Origin of the sequence: Mesorhizobium sp. M1273 (assembly GCF_040318195.1) — a bacterium.
Taxonomy (GTDB): domain Bacteria; phylum Pseudomonadota; class Alphaproteobacteria; order Rhizobiales; family Rhizobiaceae; genus Mesorhizobium.
Window position 1 is genome coordinate 1 of sequence record NZ_JAMYLV010000017.1, and the last position, 16,734, is coordinate 16,734.

Sequence of the window (16,734 nt, forward strand, 5' to 3'; positions counted from 1 at the left end):
AGGATTGCCGCGCATGATGCCTCGACATCGGAGCCATCACTTCTGTCGCCAATACACGTCACCGCGCTCGCCGCCGATCTCAAGGCTGTATGGGCGGCGCCGACGACGGATGCAAGGCTCAAGAAGCGCATCGTTCGCACCGTCATCCGGGAGGTGGTCGCCGATATCGATGACGAAGCGTCAGAGATCGTTCTTCTGATCCATTGGGTTGGCGGCGTCCATACTGAACTGCGCCTGCCGAAGCGGCGCCGTGGACAGCGCAACAGCACGTCCGGCGATATCATCGCGGCCGTCCGCCAACTGGTGCTCATCGCCAATGATGATCTGATTGCTGGCATCCTCAACCGCAATGGACTGGTGACCGGCCACGGCAATCGATGGACACGCGAACGGGTCACCGCGCACAGGTCGCATCATAAGATCCCTGTCTTCCGGCCAGCGGCGGACGGCAAAGAGCCATGGCTTAACCTGAACAAGGCGGCGCGCCTTCTCGGCGTTGCACCGAAGACCCTCAGGCTCGCCGCCGAGGCGGGCGAGATCGAAGGCGTTCATCCTCTGCCGGATGGTCCATGGGTCTTCAGCCGATCAACGCTTGGCGAACCTGCGGCACAGCGCATCGTTCATCGCGCGCGGCAAAACCCAAAATACCCCACGGGATCGCATCCAGATCAGCAAAACCTATTCACTTCAACGACATAGACAGATGGGTGTTATGAAACAGGATTGTAGTCGGCGCGCCACAGGGCGATGGCGACGCGTGCCTGAGCCAGCGCAGTAAACAGCGTCTCGTTGAGCAGTTCATCGCGTAGTCGGCCGTTGAAGCTCTCGATGAAGCCATTCTGCATCGGCTTGCCGGGCGCAATGTAATGCCATTCGACGCGGTTCTGATCCGCCCAGGAGAGGATGGCGTTCGAGGTGAACTCGCTGCCATTGTCGCTGACGATCATTCTCGGCCGGCCGCGCTCGGTGATGAGCCGGTCCAATTCGCGGGCAACCCGCATGCCCGAGAGAGACGTATCAATGATGAGTGCCAGGCACTCTCTCGTGCAGTCGTCGACGACGGCCAGGATGCGGAAGCGGCGCCCGTCTGTGAGCTGGTCGGATACGAAGTCGAGCGACCAGCGCTCGTCGGGCCTCAGCGGCACCACCATCGGCGCCCTGGTCCCGATCGCCCGTTTGCGGCCGCCACGCGGCGAACGGCGAGCTTCTCCTCCCGATAGAGCCGGAACAGCTTCTTGTGGTTCACGACCAGGCCCTCCCGCCTCAGCATCACGAGAAGACGCCGGTAGCCGAACCGGCGACGCTCCTGCGCGATCGCCTTCATCCGCTCGCGAAGCTCGCGGTCGTCCGGCCTGCTGGTCTCGTAGCGAACCGTCATGCGGCAACAGCCGATGGCTTTACACGCCCGCCGTTCGCTCATCCCGAAGCCTTCCTTCAGGCGAGCGACAGCTTTCCGCTTGGCCGCGGGCGTCACCATTTCTTTCCCACAAGATCCTTCAACGCGGCATTGTCGAGCATGGCGTCGGCCAGAAGCCGCTTCAGCCGCGTGTTCTCGTCCTCCAGAGCCTTCAGTCGCCGAGCCTCGGAGACATCCATCCCGCCGAAGCGGGCCTTCCAGTTGTAAATCGAGGCGTCGCTGACCCCGTGCTTGCGGCACAGATCGGCAACCGATACCCCGGCCTCATGTTCCTTCAAAATTCCGATGATCTGCTCTTCAGAGAAGCGGCTACGTTTCATGTCCTGGTCCTCTCGATGGGCCAGAACGAACTTCAAACCGGATTAGATCAGAGGGGCAAGGTCACGGCCAACGCGGCCAATGTTGCGGATATTAAGTCAAATTTTACCGAACTGGCGCCATGGCTTCAGTCAAGGCTGGTTGTATCCGCCAATGCGTTCGACGTATGGAGTAACGATGCGGTCTGTCCCGACGATCTTGGCCGCATTCATGCTCGGCACCTGCGGCGTTGCCAAGGCCGGCGAGGGCACCTTCGGCTGGCTGTCCGGAGACTGGTACCTGACCGTCGGTGCCACCGGCATGGTTGCTCCGAATTTCGAGGGCGGCAAGAAGTACCCGCTCAGTGCCTCGCCGATCATCTCGCTCGGCAAGGCTGGTCCCGCGGCGCGCTTCACCTCGCGCAACGACAATATCTCATTGGCATTGATCGACGATGGCGGCGTCCGCGCCGGCCTGACAGGCAAGTTCCTGTTTTCCCGCGACGGTGGTGACGCCGACGAATTGAAGGGTCTCGACCCGGTGCGCTGGGGCGGCGAGGCCGGCGGCTTCTTCGAATTCTATCCTTTGGATTGGCTGCGTGCCCGCGCCGAAATGCGGCACGGCATTCGCGCCCATAACGGTTTTGTCGCCGACATCGCCGCCGACGCCTTTTACGATGTGACGCCCGACGTCAGGATTTCGGCCGGACCGCGCGTTTCGTTCGCCTCATCGGACTATTTCGACGCCTATTACGGCGTTGATGCCAAGGAGTCCCTGGCCTCGGGACTCAGCGAATATCATCCCGGCGGCGGGGTGAAGTCGGCGGGCCTGGGCGGCGCGGTGACCTGGAAGGTGACCGAGCCGATGACGGCCAGTCTGTTCGGCGAATATTCCCGCCTGATGGGCCCGGCCGCCGATTCCAGCCTGGTCAAGGAGCGCGGCTCTAGGGATCAGTTCATGATCGGCGTGTCGACGACCTATCGCTTCGATTTCTCGATGTGATGTCTCAGGTTATATACTGCGCGCAGCCGCATGGCTCAGGCGACTATGCCGTAGGCGATGCGGTTGAGTTCCTCTTCCACAAGCATCGCACCTGTTTCGGATTGTAGGAGATTGATGGGCGCCTCGTTGAGCACCCGACTTCGCTTGCGCAGCCAGCGCTGCGCCCTTTCATGGTTGCCGAAAACACGATCCGCCATCGTTGAAATACGAAGTCGCAGGGCGCGTTCGGACTCAGTAATCGTCAGAGTCACATTTCGTTCTTCCGGCGCGCTAACTGTGAAATGTAAACCGCAGTTGGTACATGCTCTTAGGAGGAAGCATCAGAGTTCGGGCTTTTCAATAGGGCCGGCCTCGTTTAAAAGCCCGGTCATGACGCACTTTATCAGCGCATTCGCGACTGCGATACGAATTACAGGCCCGGTGTTCCGGGCGGCCTGACCGCCGCCGGAGCCGCCGGGAATCTTGCGCGCGGCCTCTCGCGCTTTTTCCAGATCATGATAGTTCAACGCCCGGGCTCTTTTGCCGCCGGCAACGCATATGGCAGACGAATGACTGATACCGAGACCGCCGAGACGATCGATTATTCCAAAACGCTCTACCTGCCGCAGACGGATTTCCCGATGCGCGCCGGGTTGCCGGAAAAGGAACCGCTGCTGGTCAAGCGCTGGCAGGACATGGACCTTTACCGCAAGTTGCGCGAAGACGCAGTCGGCCGCGAAAAATACGTGCTGCACGACGGCCCGCCCTACGCCAATGGCAACATCCATATCGGCCACGCACTGAACAAGATCCTCAAGGACGTCATCACCCGCTCGTTCCAGATGCGCGGCTATGACTCGAACTATGTACCAGGCTGGGATTGCCACGGCCTGCCGATCGAATGGAAGATCGAGGAGCAGTACCGCGCCAAGGGCAAGAACAAGGACGAGGTGCCGGTCAACGAGTTCCGGCAGGAATGCCGTGAGTTTGCGGCGCACTGGATCAAGGTGCAGGGTTCCGAATTCCAGCGGCTCGGCGTCGTCGGCGACTTCGACAATCCCTATACGACGATGGCTTTCCATGCCGAGGCGCGCATCGCCGGCGAGCTGCTGAAATTCGCCATGTCCGGCCAACTCTATCGCGGCTCCAAGCCGGTGATGTGGAGTGTGGTCGAGCGCACCGCGCTGGCCGAGGCGGAGGTCGAATACCAGGACTATGAGTCGGACACGATCTGGGCGAAGTTTCCGGTCGTCAGCCTCGCTCGCCAGGTCATCAACATCAAGGATGGGCAGCCAGCCCTTGATCCCAAGCTGACGCAGACGTCGCTCGATCTGCTTGATGCCAACGTCGTCATCTGGACGACGACGCCGTGGACGATCCCCGGCAACCGCGCCGTCAACTACTCGCCGCGCATCAACTATGGTCTCTACGAGGTTACGGCGGCCGAGAACGCCTTTGGTCCTCAGCCCGGCGAAAAGCTGATCTTTGCCGAGAAGCTTGCGGACGACGCTGCCGCGAAGGCCAAGGTCACTCTGAATCGGCTTCGCAGCGTTGGCGCCGAAGAGCTTGAAAACCTTACGCTTTCGCATCCCCTCAAAGCTCTGGGTGGCGGCTACGATTTCCCCGTGCCGATGCTCGCCGGCGATCACGTCACCGACGATGCCGGCACCGGTTTCGTCCACACCGCGCCGGGACATGGCCGCGAAGACTTCGACGCCTGGATGGATGCTGCCTCTGATCTTCGCCAGCGTGGCATCGACACCGCGATCCCCTTCACCGTCGACGATGCCGGCTTCTTCACCAAGGACGCGCCGGGCTTCGGCCAGGATCGCGAGGGTGGAGCGGCGCGCGTCATCGACGACAATGGCAAGAAGGGCAACGCCAACCAGGCTGTCATCGACGAGCTGATCAAGCGCAACGCGCTGTTCGCGCGCGGCCGCCTGAAGCACTCTTATCCGCATTCCTGGCGCTCGAAGAAGCCGATCATCTTCCGCAACACGCCGCAATGGTTCGTCTATATGGACAAGGAGCTTGGCGACGGCACGACGCTGCGCAGCCGCGCCCTGAAAGCCATCGACGATACCCGCTTCGTGCCCGCCGCCGGCCAGAACCGCATCCGCGCCATGATCGAGGAGCGCCCCGACTGGGTGCTGTCGCGCCAGCGCGCCTGGGGTGTGCCGATCGCCGTCTTTGCCGATGCCGACGGCAATGTGCTGCGCGACGAGGCAGTCAACCGGCGCATCATGGACGCCTTCGAGAAAGAAGGCGCCGACGCCTGGTTCGCCGCCGGCGCCACGGAGCGGTTCCTCGGCAATCACGATGCCTCGAAATGGCAGCAGGTCATGGACATCCTCGATGTCTGGTTCGATTCAGGCTCGACGCATGCCTTCACGCTCGAGGACCGGCCCGACCTGAAATGGCCGGCCGACGTCTATCTGGAAGGCTCCGATCAGCATCGCGGCTGGTTCCACTCCTCGCTGCTCGAAAGCTGCGGCACCAGGGGCAGGGCGCCCTACGACACCGTCGTCACCCATGGCTTCACCATGGATGAGGAGGGGCGGAAAATGTCGAAGTCGCTCGGCAACACCGTCGTGCCGCAGGACGTCATCAGGCAGTCCGGCGCCGACATCTTGCGGCTGTGGGTGGTGACGACCGATTATTGGGAAGACCAGCGGCTCGGCAAGAACGTGCTGCAGACCAATATCGACGCCTACCGCAAGCTGCGCAACACCATCCGCTGGATGCTGGGCACGCTCGCCCACGACGATGGCGAGGAGGTGCCGCTGGATAAGATGCCTGAACTGGAGCGGCTGATGCTGCACCGGCTCGCTGAACTCGATGAGGTCGTACGCTCGGGCTACGACGCGTTCGAATTCAAGCGCATCACCCGCGCGCTGCTCGACTTCATGGTGGTAGAGCTGTCGGCCTTCTATTTCGACATCCGCAAGGACGCGCTTTACTGCGAAGCGCCTTCCAGCGTGAAGCGCAAGGCTTCCGTGCAGGTGGTGCGCCATCTCTTCGACTGCCTGGTGAAATGGCTGGCGCCGATGCTGCCCTTCACCATGGAAGAGGCTTGGCTCGACCGTCATCCGGATGCGGTCTCCGTGCATCTCGACCAGTTCCCGGAAATCCCGGCGGACTGGAGGAACGAAGCGCTGGCGGAGAAGTGGCGCAAGGTTCGGCAGGTTCGCCGTGTCGTCACCGGGGCGCTGGAAATTGCCCGCGCGCAGAAGGTCATCGGCTCTTCGCTGGAAGCGGTGCCGGTCGTTACCCTCGACGATGCCGTGCTCGAAGCGGCGATCGCCGATGTCGATATGGCCGAGATGGCGATCACCAGCGATCTGGTAATCGTGCACGGCAAGGCGTCGGCGGGCAGCTTTACCCTCGACGACGTCAAGGGCGTCGCCGTGGTCGTCGAGAAGGCGGAGGACCGTGGCCTGGTGAAGTGCGCGCGCTCCTGGCGCTACACCGCCGATGTCGGCTCAGATCCGGAATTCCCGGATGTTTCGGCCCGTGACGCCGCTGTTCTGCATGAGCTGAAGGCTTTGAGCCGTCTTTAAGGCGGTGCACAAATGCCACGGCGGGCGGCCGATCGGCACCCGCGCGTTGCCCTTAACGAGTGGTTGAGGTAAACACGCGAAACTCCGGACGACAAATTGTCGCCGGAATTCCGTCGGAAGAGCATAGGCGATGGGGACCGGACCTTTCTTTGGCCGGCGGCAATCGAGAGGCTGTCTACAGTGGGACTTTTTGGCATGACCGAGAGAACTTACGCGCGCGTTGCGCTGCTGGCGCCGCTTGTCGTATCGGGCCTCGCTTTGTCCGGCTGCATGGGCTCGCCCACTTACGGGACCGACAAGACCGCGGGCGCGCAGCTTGCCGGCGACCTCACCGGGGCTTTTTCCTTCGCACCCAAGCGCAAGGATAGTATCGACTACAAGCCGCGCCCCACGCTGGTGAAGCCAGGGCCGGGGCAGAAGGAAGTCTTGCCGCCGCCGCAGGAAAGCATCGAGACGGCGAGTGCCGAATGGCCCGAATCGCCGGAGCAGCGCCGTGCCCGCCTGCGCGCCGATGCCACCCTGCATCAGGACGACCCGGCCTACCAGGCGCAGGTCATCGATGACGTGCAGACGGATCCGGCGTCGGTCAAGGCCGCGCTGAAGCTGTCGGGCTCGAGCCACCCGCCAGCCTGGACTCCGGCCGATTCGGACAAGAGCCGCGCCGCGGAAATCATGCGCCGCCGGGCTGAAGGCAAACAGGGCGACCCGACCACCCGCAGATATCTGAGCGAGCCACCGGTGCAATACCGCGCTGCCGCCGCCACCGCGCCGCAGGGTGACCTCGGCGAGGACGAGTACAAGAAGGAACGCCGCCTCAAGAGGGAGGCGGCCGCCAAGAGTAAGAGCGGCGGCATGTTCGACTGGCTGCCCTGGTAGGCTGACGGCGCCAGAGACGTTCTTGCCCTGGATTGGCTGACTTGGATGGACCGTCTGCTGGACCAGAAAATCAGGCTCCGCGTCGCTCGCGAAAAAAGTCCTTCAGCAATGCTGCTGCGGCGTTCTCGGCCATGCCCGGATAGATGTCGGGCACATGGTGGCAGGTCGGTGACGTGAAGAAGCGAACGCCGTTGACCACTGCGCCGCCCTTCTCGTCCGCAGCGCCGAAATAAAGCCGGCGCAGCCTGGCGAAGGAGATGGCGCCGGCACACATGGCGCACGGCTCCAGCGTCACATAGAGATCGTGGCCGCTGAGCCGCTCGCTGGAAAGCTTGCGGCAGGCCTCGCGGATCGCCAGCATCTCGGCATGGGCGGTGGGATCGGCAAACTCGCGGGTGCGGTTGCCGGCACTCGCAACGACCGTATCGCCGCCGACGACGACCGCGCCAACCGGCACCTCGCCACGCTGGGCGGCGGCTTCGGCTTCTTTAAGCGCCAGCGCCATGAAATCCTGCCGCTTCACGCGGTTTCCATTCCGATTATCTCCTCGCCACTAGAGCGCGATCCTGTTACTACCCGCGCAAACGAGCAAAGGCCACATGGACGACAAAAACAAGAAATTCCCGCGCAAGGCCGGCCCGAAGCCGGCAGGGTCGCGTGGTCGCGATAGCGCTCCCGGCAAGGGCGGCAAGCCGCCCTTCGGCGCCAAAAAACCCTACACTCCGCGCGGCGACCGGACGGCGGCCGCCGAAGGCGAACGGCCGAAGCGCGACTTCAAAGGCGGCGACCGGCCATTCAGCAAAGGGCCGCGTCCGGAAGGCAAGCCTTATGAACAGCGCGAGGGTCCACGCAAGCCTTATGCGCCGCGCGGCGACCGGCCGGCAGCTGCCGAAGGCGAGCGGCCGAAGCGCGACTTCAAAGGCGGCGACAGGCCGTTCAACAAAGGGCCGCGTCCGGAGGGCACGCCTTATGAAAAGCGCGAAGGTCCGCGCAAGCCTTACACTCCGCGCGGCGACCGGCCGGCAGCTGCCGAAAGCGAGCGCGGCGAGAGGCGCTTCGACCGTCCCAAGCGTGATTTTGGCGATCGTCCCAAGCGTGATTTTGGCGGCGATCGACCGCAAGGGGCACAAAGGGCACAGGTGGCATCGGAAGGCGGCTTCAAGCCGCGCCCGCGTCGCGTCGAGGCAACGGAAGAAGCCGGCGAACGCATTGCCAAGCGGCTGGCGCGTGCCGGTCTGGCCTCGCGCCGCGACGCCGAGGAACTGATTGCGGCCGGCCGCGTCAAGGTCAATGGCAAGGTGTTGTCCTCGCCGGCCTTCAATGTCATGCCCGGCGACATCATCCATCTCGACGGCATGGAGATCCCGCCGATCGAGCGCACCAGGCTGTTCCTGTTCCACAAGCCGGCCGGCGTGGTCACCACCAACCGCGATCCCGAAGGCCGCAAGACCGTCTTCGATGTGCTGCCGCCCGGGCTGCCGCGGCTGATGACCATCGGCCGGCTCGACATCAACACCGAAGGCCTGCTGCTGCTCACCAATGATGGCGGCCTGTCGCGCGTGCTCGAACTGCCGGCGACCGGCTGGTTGCGACGCTACCGCGTGCGCGTTCACGGCAAGGTCGAGGAAAGCGCGCTTGCCGGCCTGCGCGAAGGCATTGCCGTCGACGGTGTCTTTTACGGCGCCATCGAAGCGACCCTCGACCGCGAGCAGGGTTCGAACGCCTGGCTGACACTCGGTCTGCGCGAAGGCAAGAACCGCGAGGTCAGGAACATCCTGGGCGCGCTCGGTCTCGACGTGACGCGGCTGATCCGCATTTCCTACGGGCCGTTCCAGCTCGACGATTTGCCGGAAGGCCATGTGCTGGAGATCAAGGGCCGCGTGCTGCGCGACCAGCTCGGCGAGCGCCTGGTCGAAGAGTCCGGCGCCAATTTCGATGCCGATATCGCCAAGCCGTTTTCCAACAAGCCGGTCAGGCGTGAGCGCGAGGAGGAGCCCGAGCGGCCGAAATTCACCCGCGACGGCGAACGCCGGCCGATCGGCGAGGGCGGCCTGATCAAGAACCGCAAGCGGCGCGAGGGCAGCCGCGACGAAGCGCTCGGCAAGCTGTCGACAAGCCCTGACAGGAGCTTTGCGCCAAAAAAGAGCTTTGGCGAGCGTGGCCCCAGACCTGAACGCAGCGACTTCGGGGACAAACCCCGTGGCGACAAGCCTCGTGGCGGCTTCGGTGGGAAAAAATCCGAACGCGAGCAGCGGCCGATCGAGCCGCCGGGCCAGCGCAAGGCCAATGTCTGGATGGCGCCGGGCGCACGGCCGATCGGCAAGGGCAGGGCGGAGGCAGATGCCGCCAAGGCGGCAGAAAACAAGGCGCGCAAGGCCTCGTTCAAGCCGTCTTACGGCAAGCCCGGCGGCAAGCCGCAAGGCGGCGGTGCAAAGCCGTTCGGCAAACCGCGTGGCGAGCGCCCGGATGGCGGTGGCGACCGGCCGCGTGGCGGCCCGAAGGGAAGCAATGCGGATCGTCGGCGGTGAGTTTCGCGGGCGTCCGCTGGCGACGCCCCGCACCTTTGCCATCCGCCCGACCACCGACCGCACGCGTGAGGCGGTCTTCAACGTGCTGGCGCATCGCTTTCCCGAAAGACTGGACGGCGCGCGCGTGCTCGACCTGTTCGCCGGCACCGGCGCGCTCGGCCTCGAAGCGCTGTCGCGCGGCGCCTCCTACGCTGTCTTCATCGAGGAATCCGCCGAAGGGCGCGGCCTGATCCGCACCAATGTCGAGGCCTTCGGCCTCACCGGCTGCACCAAGATTTTCCGCCGCGACGCGACGGGCTTGGGCGAGGCGGGCACCATCGCCGCATTCGGCCTGGTCTTCGCCGATCCGCCCTATGGCAAAGGCCTTGGCGAACGCGCGTTGCGCTCGGCCAAGGCCGGTGGCTGGCTCGCCCCCGGCGCGCTCTGCGTCGTCGAGGAAGCGGCGGCGGCGCCGTTCGAGGCAGGGCCGGGCTTTTCGGTTGTCGACGAGCGCAACTATGGCGAGACGGTCATCCGGTTCATCGAGGCCGCCTGAGTTCGGCTTCCACGGTGGCGCCTTCAAAATGACGAACAATTCGCTTTGCCTCGACCAGCAACCCCGCCTATCGTCCCACCACAAACCGGAGCCATCTATGACATTTCAGGCTGAATGGCTGCGCGGAACGCTCTTGGGACTGGCTCTGGTGATGGCCGCGCCGGCTCTGGCGGATAACAATCCTGACGATGGCGTCGTGACCGATTTCCTGCTCGACAACGGCATGGAGGTCGTCGTCGTCCCCGATCACCGCGCCCCCATCGTCACCCATATGGTCTGGTACAAGATCGGCAGCGCCGACGAGCCGCCGGGCAAGTCCGGCATTGCCCATTTCTTCGAGCATCTGATGTTCAAGGCGACCAGCAACCATGCGGCGGGCGAACTCGACCGTGCCGTCGCCGCCATCGGCGGCTCGGACAACGCCTTCACCTCCTACGACTACACCGCCTTTCACGAGACGGTGGTGCCGCAGGCGCTCGGTGAGATGATGGGCTTCGAGGCCGACCGCATGCGCAATCTCATCCTCAACGACGATGTCATCAAGACCGAGCGGGACGTCATCCTCGAGGAGCGCCGCTCGCGCATCGATAGCAATCCGCAGGCAGTGCTCGACGAGGAAATCGACGCCACGCTGTGGCAGAACCAGCCGTACCGCATTCCGGTCATCGGCTGGATGCAGGAGATGGAGAAGCTGAACCGCACCGACGCGATGGCCTTCTACAACAAATATTATACACCCAACAATGCCGTGCTGGTGGTGGCCGGCGATGTCGAACCGGAAACGGTCAAGGCGCTGGCCGAAAAGACCTATGGCAAGATCGCGCGCGGCCCGGATCTGCCGCCGCGCATCCGCCCGGTTGAGCCCGAGCAGAACACCAGGCGCACGGTGACGCTGACCGACGGGCGCGTCAGCGTGCCGAGCTTTACCACGCAATGGGTGGTCCCGTCCTATCACACGGCAAAGCCCGGCGAAGCCGAAGCGCTCGACGTGCTGTCCGAAATCCTCGGCGGCGGCAACCGCAGCCGGCTCTACCAGGAGCTTGTCGTCAGGCAAGGCATCGCCGCCGAGGCCGGCGCCTTCTTCCAGGGCACCATGCTCGACGACACCAATTTCACCGTCTACGGCGCGCCGCGCGGCGATGCCAAGCTTGCCGACATCGAGGCCGCGGTCGACGCCGAGATCGCCCGCATCGCGAAAGACGGCGTCACCAGCGACGAGCTGGAAAAATCCAAGGACCGTTTCGTACGCTCGATGATCTTTGCCCGCGACAAGCAGGAGGACATGGCCAACATCTACGGCTCGACGCTCGCCACCGGCGGCAACGTCCAGGACGTCCAGCAATGGCCGGACCGCATCCGCAAGGTCACCGCCGACCAGGTCAAGGAAGTCGCTGCCCGCTATCTCAATCTCGACCACGCAACGACCGGCTATCTTCTGCCGCAAACCCAGGCTGGGAATTGATTTGATGATGAGTTTGAGCGTCGGCGCCGCCCCTCACCTGCCTGCCGGCATCCTCTCCCCGTATAGGGACGGGGAGAGGGGCGCCGTCATCGACGGTTTCGCCAATCTTCAGCGTTTGCAGAGCGAGCGCCGGGACAGCGGCCAGCCCCTTCTCCCCGTCACTATACGGGGAGAAGTGCCCGGCAGGGCGATGAGGGGCGGCGCCGACCTTGGCAATTGGCGCGCCGGCCCTCTTCTGGCCACCCTCATTCTCTCCCTCGTCTTTCTCCTCCTGCCGGCGCTTTCCGCTCGCGCCGCCATGAACATCCAGGAGGTGACCTCGTCGAAGGGCATCACCGCTTGGCTGGTGGAGGATTATTCGGTGCCGATCGTCGCCATCCGCTTCGTCTTCGATGGCGGCGCGACGCAGGACCCGCCCGGCAAGGAAGGGCTTGCCAATCTGATGAGCGGCCTGTTCGACGAAGGTGCCGGCAACCTCGACAGCGAGGCCTTCCAGATCAAGCTCGACGACGTCGGTGCAGAGATGAGCTTCGAGGCGCAGCGCGACGGCATCTACGGCTCGATGCGCATGCTGGCCGACCAGCGCGACGGCGCCTTCGACCTGCTGCGCGTGGCGGTCAACCAGCCGCGCTTCGACCAAGTGCCGATCGACCGCATCCGCGCGCAAATCCTGTCCGGCATCATCGCCAACGAGCGTGATCCCGACACGCTCGCCCAACGTAAATGGCTGGAAGCGATCTACGGCAGGCATCCCTATGCGCGGCCCGACCAGGGCACCAGGCAAAGCATCGCGACGATCACGCCGGCCGATCTCGCCGCCTTCCACAAGGCGAATTTCGCCCGCGACGGCCTGCATGTCGCGGTGGTCGGCGCCATCGACGCCGAGACGCTGAAGCAGAAGCTCGACCTGGTGTTCGGCAGCCTGCCGGAAAAGCAGGCGCTGACGCCCGTTCCCGACATCGAGCTGAAGCTCGGCCAGCAGCTCGAGGTCGTTTACGACCAGCCGCAGGCCTCGCTGCAACTCGCCTATCCCGGCGTGAAGCGGAATGCGCCGGATTTTTTCGCCGCGGTGCTGATGAACGAGATCCTCGGCGGCGGCACCTTCACCTCGCGGCTGTTCGACGAGGTGCGCGAGAAGCGCGGTCTGGCCTACAGCGTCAGCTCCGACCTCGTCGACCACCAGCATTCCGAGGCGCTGTCCATCACCACCTCGACCCGCGCCGACAGGGCGGCCGAGACGCTGGCCGTGGTGCGCGACGTGGTCAAGCGCATGGCCGAGGAGGGGCCGACCGAAGCCGAGCTGGCGGCGACCAAGAAATACATGATCGGCGCCTATGCCATAAACAATCTGAATTCCTCCGGCGCGATCGCCTCAACGCTGGTCGAGATCCAGCTCGGCAAGCTCGGCATCGACTACATGCAGCGCCGCGCCGCCCTGATAAACGCGGTGACGCTGGACCAGGTGAAAGCGGTGGCGAAAAAGCTGCTCTCCGCCGAGCCGGCCGTCATGGTGGTCGGGCCGAAGCTCGGCGCGGCCAACAAGGGATGAGCCCTAGCTTCGGCATCGCCTTTGGCGGCGGCGGGGCGCGTGGGCTGGCGCATATCCATGTCATCGAGGTGCTGGACGAGCTGGGCATAAGGCCGGCAGCAATCGCCGGCTCGTCGATCGGCGCCATCATGGGCGCCGGCATGGCCTCGGGCATGACCGGCAAGGACATCCACGACTATACGCGCTCGATCCTCGGCCGCCGCGCCGAAGTGGCGACGCGCATGTGGCGGGCGCGGCCCGGCACTTTTGCCGAGGCGATGCAGGGCGGCCTGCGGGTCAGCCAGTTCAATGTCGAGCGCATCCTCAAGGCGTTCCTGCCCGACGCCATTCCCGAGACCTTTGCCGAATTGAAGATACCGCTGAAGGTGACGGCAACGGACTTTTATGGCCACAAGCTCGCCGTGTTCGACGAAGGCGAGCTGCATTCGGCGCTGGCCGCCTCGGCGGCGATCCCGGCGGTGTTCCGTCCGGTGATGCGCGACGGCAGGCTGCTGATCGACGGCGGCATCTACAATCCCGTGCCGTTCGACCTGATCGAGCTCGACGCCGACATCATCATCGCCGTCGACGTGGTCGGCGCGCCGACCGAGGCCGGCCGCAAATTCCCGACCTCCGTCGACCTGATGTTCGGCGCCACGCAGCTGATGATGCAGTCGATCATCGCCAGCAAGCTGAACCAGAGCCGGCCCGACATTCTGATCCGGCCGGCCGTCTCGAAATACCGGGTGCTCGATTTCATGAAGGTCGAGGCGCTGATGGCCGAGACGGTGGCGATCAAGGACGAGCTGAAGCGCGAGATCGAGAAGGCGCTGAAGGCGCGGGAAGACGCTGCGGTCGAGGGCAGGCAGCGGACGGTGTAGGGGCGCTGCCAATCTCTCCCCTTGAGGGGGAGATGTCGCCGAAGGCGACAGAGGGGGTCGTCTCGCGTAATGCGCCAACCCCCCACTGCCGCAAGAGAGGAGCCGAGCCCGGTCGAACCGCCCCCTCTGCCCTGCCGGGCATCTCCCCCTCAAGGGGGGAGATTGGCTCATCACCCCATCCCAGCCGCATACTCCAGCGCCACCACGCCGTTGCTGAATTGCGTGGCCGAGATCAGCTCGAGCGGCAATTGCGCGCCGGGCGGGAACAGCAGCTTGCCCTGGCCGACGGCGCCGGGGTAGCTGAGCAGCCTGATGCGGTCGACCAGGCCATGGCGCAGCAATTCCTGCGCGACGCTGAGGCTGCCATGCACATAGATGTTGCCGCCGCTGCCTTGCTTCAGCCCTCTGACCGCTTCCGGCAACGCGCCCTGCAGCAGCTCGGCCGGCTGCCAGTCGAGCGCCTGCAAGCTGGTCGAGGCGACATATTTCGGCAGCGCATTGAACCGGTCGGCGAAATCTCCGGTCTCCTTGGGCCACGAGCCGGCAAAGATCTCATAGGTCGTGCGCCCCAACAGCATGGCGCCACTGTCGGCAAGCTCGTCGTCCTTGAACTTCTGCATCTCATCGTTCCAGGCCACGCTCGGCAGCTTCTCGACCTCGGCAATGCCATCGACGCTGATGAATTCGGTGATGATGAGTTTTCTCATGGCGGGTTCCTTTCTGGCAGGGCCGAATGGCGCGGGCCTTATGCGACATGCGCCGTCAACTAGCGCGGCGCTTTTTCAGGGGGAGGGTTTTCCCTGGTCGCTTCCAAAGACCGATACCGTGGGAAAAGCTTGTCCGACCTGCCCGTCGTTCGGTCATGCCACAAGGTCCGCATCGGGGGCCGGTCTTTTTTTGCCGATTGGATCTGGGTCGTAGCTACCAGCTGTCTACAGGTGGGCAATACCGGCTTTCAGCAGTCCTTCGCGGACGTGCTGCACATCAGACTCCTGGGCAAAGTGCAGGGTGGCGATAAATGAATCGAGGTCGAATTGGGGATCGAGCGTTCTGATCTTGCCTAGATGTGCCGCGGCCGCGATTTCGTCGCCGAGCCAGCCGTAGCAGGCAGCGGCGAAAGCGTGCTGAGCCGAGTCCATGGTTGACAGATGCATGAAAGCTTCGATCGCCTCGCCATACTGGCGCGCGGCGAAATGCGCCTTTCCCAGATGGCTCCAGAACCTCTCCGGGTGGTGCGGGTTCAACTGCATTGCCTTGCGGATCCATTCAATTCCCTCTTCCGGCCTGCCCAGCCACGTCAACAACTCGCCTTGCTGCACCACCACGAGGTCGTAATTGGGATTGAGGGCCAGCGCCCGCTCTTGATGGTAGCGCGCTGTGGTCAGCTCATTGTTGTTCACGTTCACTGCCGCGAGGATGCGATGGACATCGGCATCGTTGTTGTCCAGCGCCAGCGCCCTGTCCAGCGCCGCCATGATGTTGTTCCAGATAGCATCCCTGTCTTCGCACCAGTTATGGACCCAGGCCTGGCCAAGAATGCAGGCCCGCCAGGCATGGGCATGGGCATAATCGGGGTCGAGCGTGACGGCCCTTTCTATCAAGGTTTGCGCGCGTTCATTATCCGCAATCGTGCTTCGGTGATGCAGCACCTTGGCAGCAAGCACACATTCATACGCGGCCATGTTTGCGGGTTTCGCCCGCGCGAGCTGGTCCCGCTGAGCCGCCTCGACACGACCGGGCAGCGTGGCTGCGATCGCCGCGGTCACCTCATCCTGAATCGCGAATATGTCGTCCAGCTTCCGGTCATACTTGTCTGCCCAAATATGAGCGTCGTTCGCCGTGTCGATGAGCTGAACCGTCACGCGCACCCTGTCGCCGATCTTGCGGACGCTTCCCTCCACCAGGTATTGGACGGTGAGTTTCTCGGCCACCTCGCGCACATTCACGGCGCGGTTCTTGTAGACGAAGCTGGAATTGCGCGAGATGACGAACAGCTCATGGTGGCGGGACAGTTCGGTGATGATGTCCTCGGTCAGTCCGTCCGCGAAAAATTCCTGCTCGGGGTCGCCGCTCATGTTGGTGAACGGCAGCACCACTATCGAAGGTTTCGAGATGGATCGCTTCGCCTCGACTTCCGGCAGGACAGGACTGTCAAACCCAACGCGATAGAGGCGAACCGGGCGGCTGATGTTCTTCAACGTCTTCTCGCCCAGGTCCTCCATGGCAATTTCGAGACGGTCGGCAATCTGGGTTGCCACCGCTGCGGTCACACAGATACCGCCGACGTCGGCGAGTTGCTCGATGCGCGAGGCAATATTGACGCCGTCGCCGAAAATATCCTCATCGTCGAAAATGATGTCGCCGAGATTTATGCCGATCCTGAATTCGATACGCCGTTCTTGCGGCACATCCGAATTGCGCCGTTTCATGCGCTGTTGGATTTCCACGGCGCATTTCACGGCATCGGTCACGCTCTGGAACTCAACGAGCATGCCGTCTCCAGTGGTCTTGATGATCCGGCCCTTGTTCTTAGCGATGGCGGGATCGACCAGTTCTATGCGATGGGTCCGAAGACGTGCGAGCGTGCCGGATTCGTCGGCCTCCATCAGCCGACTGTAGCCCGCCATATCGGCAGCCAGAATTGCGGCTAGTCTCTGTTCCATCGCTGA

The 16,734-nt window shown here is 63.8% G+C and carries 14 protein-coding genes and 1 pseudogene; 9 read left to right on the forward strand and 6 right to left on the reverse strand.

The features are described 5' to 3' along the window. A partial coding sequence (locus NKH30_RS18890) for a MerR family transcriptional regulator (protein ID WP_502911489.1) occupies positions 1-699 on the forward strand: 699 nt, incomplete at its 5' end. A 23-nt stretch (positions 700-722) separates the two neighbouring features. On the opposite strand, the pseudogene NKH30_RS18895 reads toward NKH30_RS18890, so the two are convergent. After that, positions 723-1,737 (reverse strand): annotated as a pseudogene (locus NKH30_RS18895) (IS3 family transposase); the annotation flags it as partial. Between the two features lie 175 nt (positions 1,738-1,912). Between NKH30_RS18895 and NKH30_RS18900 the strand changes: the two are divergent. Then, positions 1,913-2,716: a MipA/OmpV family protein gene (locus NKH30_RS18900; protein ID WP_352996548.1), complete on the forward strand. Its 804-nt coding sequence runs from the start codon at positions 1,913-1,915 to the stop codon at positions 2,714-2,716. A 35-nt stretch (positions 2,717-2,751) separates the two neighbouring features. Here the strand turns inward: NKH30_RS18900 and NKH30_RS18905 are convergent, their stop codons facing one another. After that, positions 2,752-2,967 carry an antitoxin Xre/MbcA/ParS toxin-binding domain-containing protein gene (locus NKH30_RS18905; protein WP_352531066.1) on the reverse strand — a complete coding sequence of 72 codons (216 nt, stop codon included), beginning with the start codon at positions 2,965-2,967 and terminating at the stop codon, positions 2,752-2,754. Positions 2,968-3,036: 69 nt separating this feature from the next. Then, complete coding sequence (locus NKH30_RS18910) at positions 3,037-3,222, reverse strand: hypothetical protein (protein ID WP_352838048.1); 186 nt, start codon at positions 3,220-3,222, stop codon at positions 3,037-3,039. 42 nt (positions 3,223-3,264) lie between these two features. Between NKH30_RS18910 and ileS the strand changes: the two genes are divergently transcribed. Beyond that, complete coding sequence (gene ileS / locus NKH30_RS18915; protein ID WP_352996550.1) at positions 3,265-6,255, forward strand: isoleucine--tRNA ligase; 2,991 nt, start codon at positions 3,265-3,267, stop codon at positions 6,253-6,255. A gap of 195 nt (positions 6,256-6,450) precedes the next feature. Further along, positions 6,451-7,131 carry a hypothetical protein gene (locus NKH30_RS18920; RefSeq protein ID WP_352453465.1) on the forward strand — a complete coding sequence of 227 codons (681 nt, stop codon included), beginning with the start codon at positions 6,451-6,453 and terminating at the stop codon, positions 7,129-7,131. 70 nt (positions 7,132-7,201) lie between these two features. On the opposite strand, the gene NKH30_RS18925 is transcribed toward NKH30_RS18920, so the two are convergent. Next, positions 7,202-7,654 (reverse strand): nucleoside deaminase, encoded by a 453-nt coding sequence (locus NKH30_RS18925; protein ID WP_352474534.1) that lies wholly within the window; start codon positions 7,652-7,654, stop codon positions 7,202-7,204. A gap of 76 nt (positions 7,655-7,730) precedes the next feature. Between NKH30_RS18925 and NKH30_RS18930 the strand changes: the two genes are divergently transcribed. The 5 genes from NKH30_RS18930 (at position 7,731) to NKH30_RS18950 (ending at position 14,065) form a co-directional block, all read left to right on the forward strand. Then, positions 7,731-9,659, forward strand: coding sequence for a pseudouridine synthase (locus tag NKH30_RS18930; protein WP_352996552.1), 1,929 nt, complete (start codon positions 7,731-7,733; stop codon positions 9,657-9,659). Then, entirely contained in the window at positions 9,640-10,194 is a 555-nt protein-coding gene (rsmD, locus tag NKH30_RS18935) for a 16S rRNA (guanine(966)-N(2))-methyltransferase RsmD (RefSeq protein WP_352749213.1), read from the forward strand. The genes NKH30_RS18930 and rsmD overlap by 20 nt, the downstream gene beginning before the upstream one ends. A 97-nt stretch (positions 10,195-10,291) precedes the next feature. Next, complete coding sequence (locus tag NKH30_RS18940) at positions 10,292-11,656, forward strand: M16 family metallopeptidase (protein WP_352817440.1); 1,365 nt, start codon at positions 10,292-10,294, stop codon at positions 11,654-11,656. A 190-nt stretch (positions 11,657-11,846) separates the two neighbouring features. Beyond that, the gene (locus NKH30_RS18945) at positions 11,847-13,205 is read left to right on the forward strand and encodes a M16 family metallopeptidase (RefSeq protein WP_352541660.1); all 1,359 of its coding nucleotides are present in this window, start codon (positions 11,847-11,849) and stop codon (positions 13,203-13,205) included. Beyond that, positions 13,202-14,065 carry a patatin-like phospholipase family protein gene (locus NKH30_RS18950; RefSeq protein ID WP_352996554.1) on the forward strand — a complete coding sequence of 288 codons (864 nt, stop codon included), beginning with the start codon at positions 13,202-13,204 and terminating at the stop codon, positions 14,063-14,065. Before NKH30_RS18945 ends, NKH30_RS18950 begins: the two co-directional genes overlap by 4 nt. Before the next feature lie 170 nt (positions 14,066-14,235). Here the strand turns inward: NKH30_RS18950 and NKH30_RS18955 are convergent, their stop codons facing one another. Further along, on the reverse strand, positions 14,236-14,772 hold the full coding sequence (locus NKH30_RS18955; RefSeq protein WP_352593045.1) for a dihydrofolate reductase family protein: 537 nt from the start codon (positions 14,770-14,772) through the stop codon (positions 14,236-14,238). A 225-nt stretch (positions 14,773-14,997) separates the two neighbouring features. Continuing rightward, a complete protein-coding gene (locus NKH30_RS18960; protein ID WP_352996637.1) occupies positions 14,998-16,728 on the reverse strand; it encodes an adenylate/guanylate cyclase domain-containing protein in 1,731 nt (576 codons plus the stop codon). Positions 16,729-16,734: the final 6 nt, after the last annotated feature.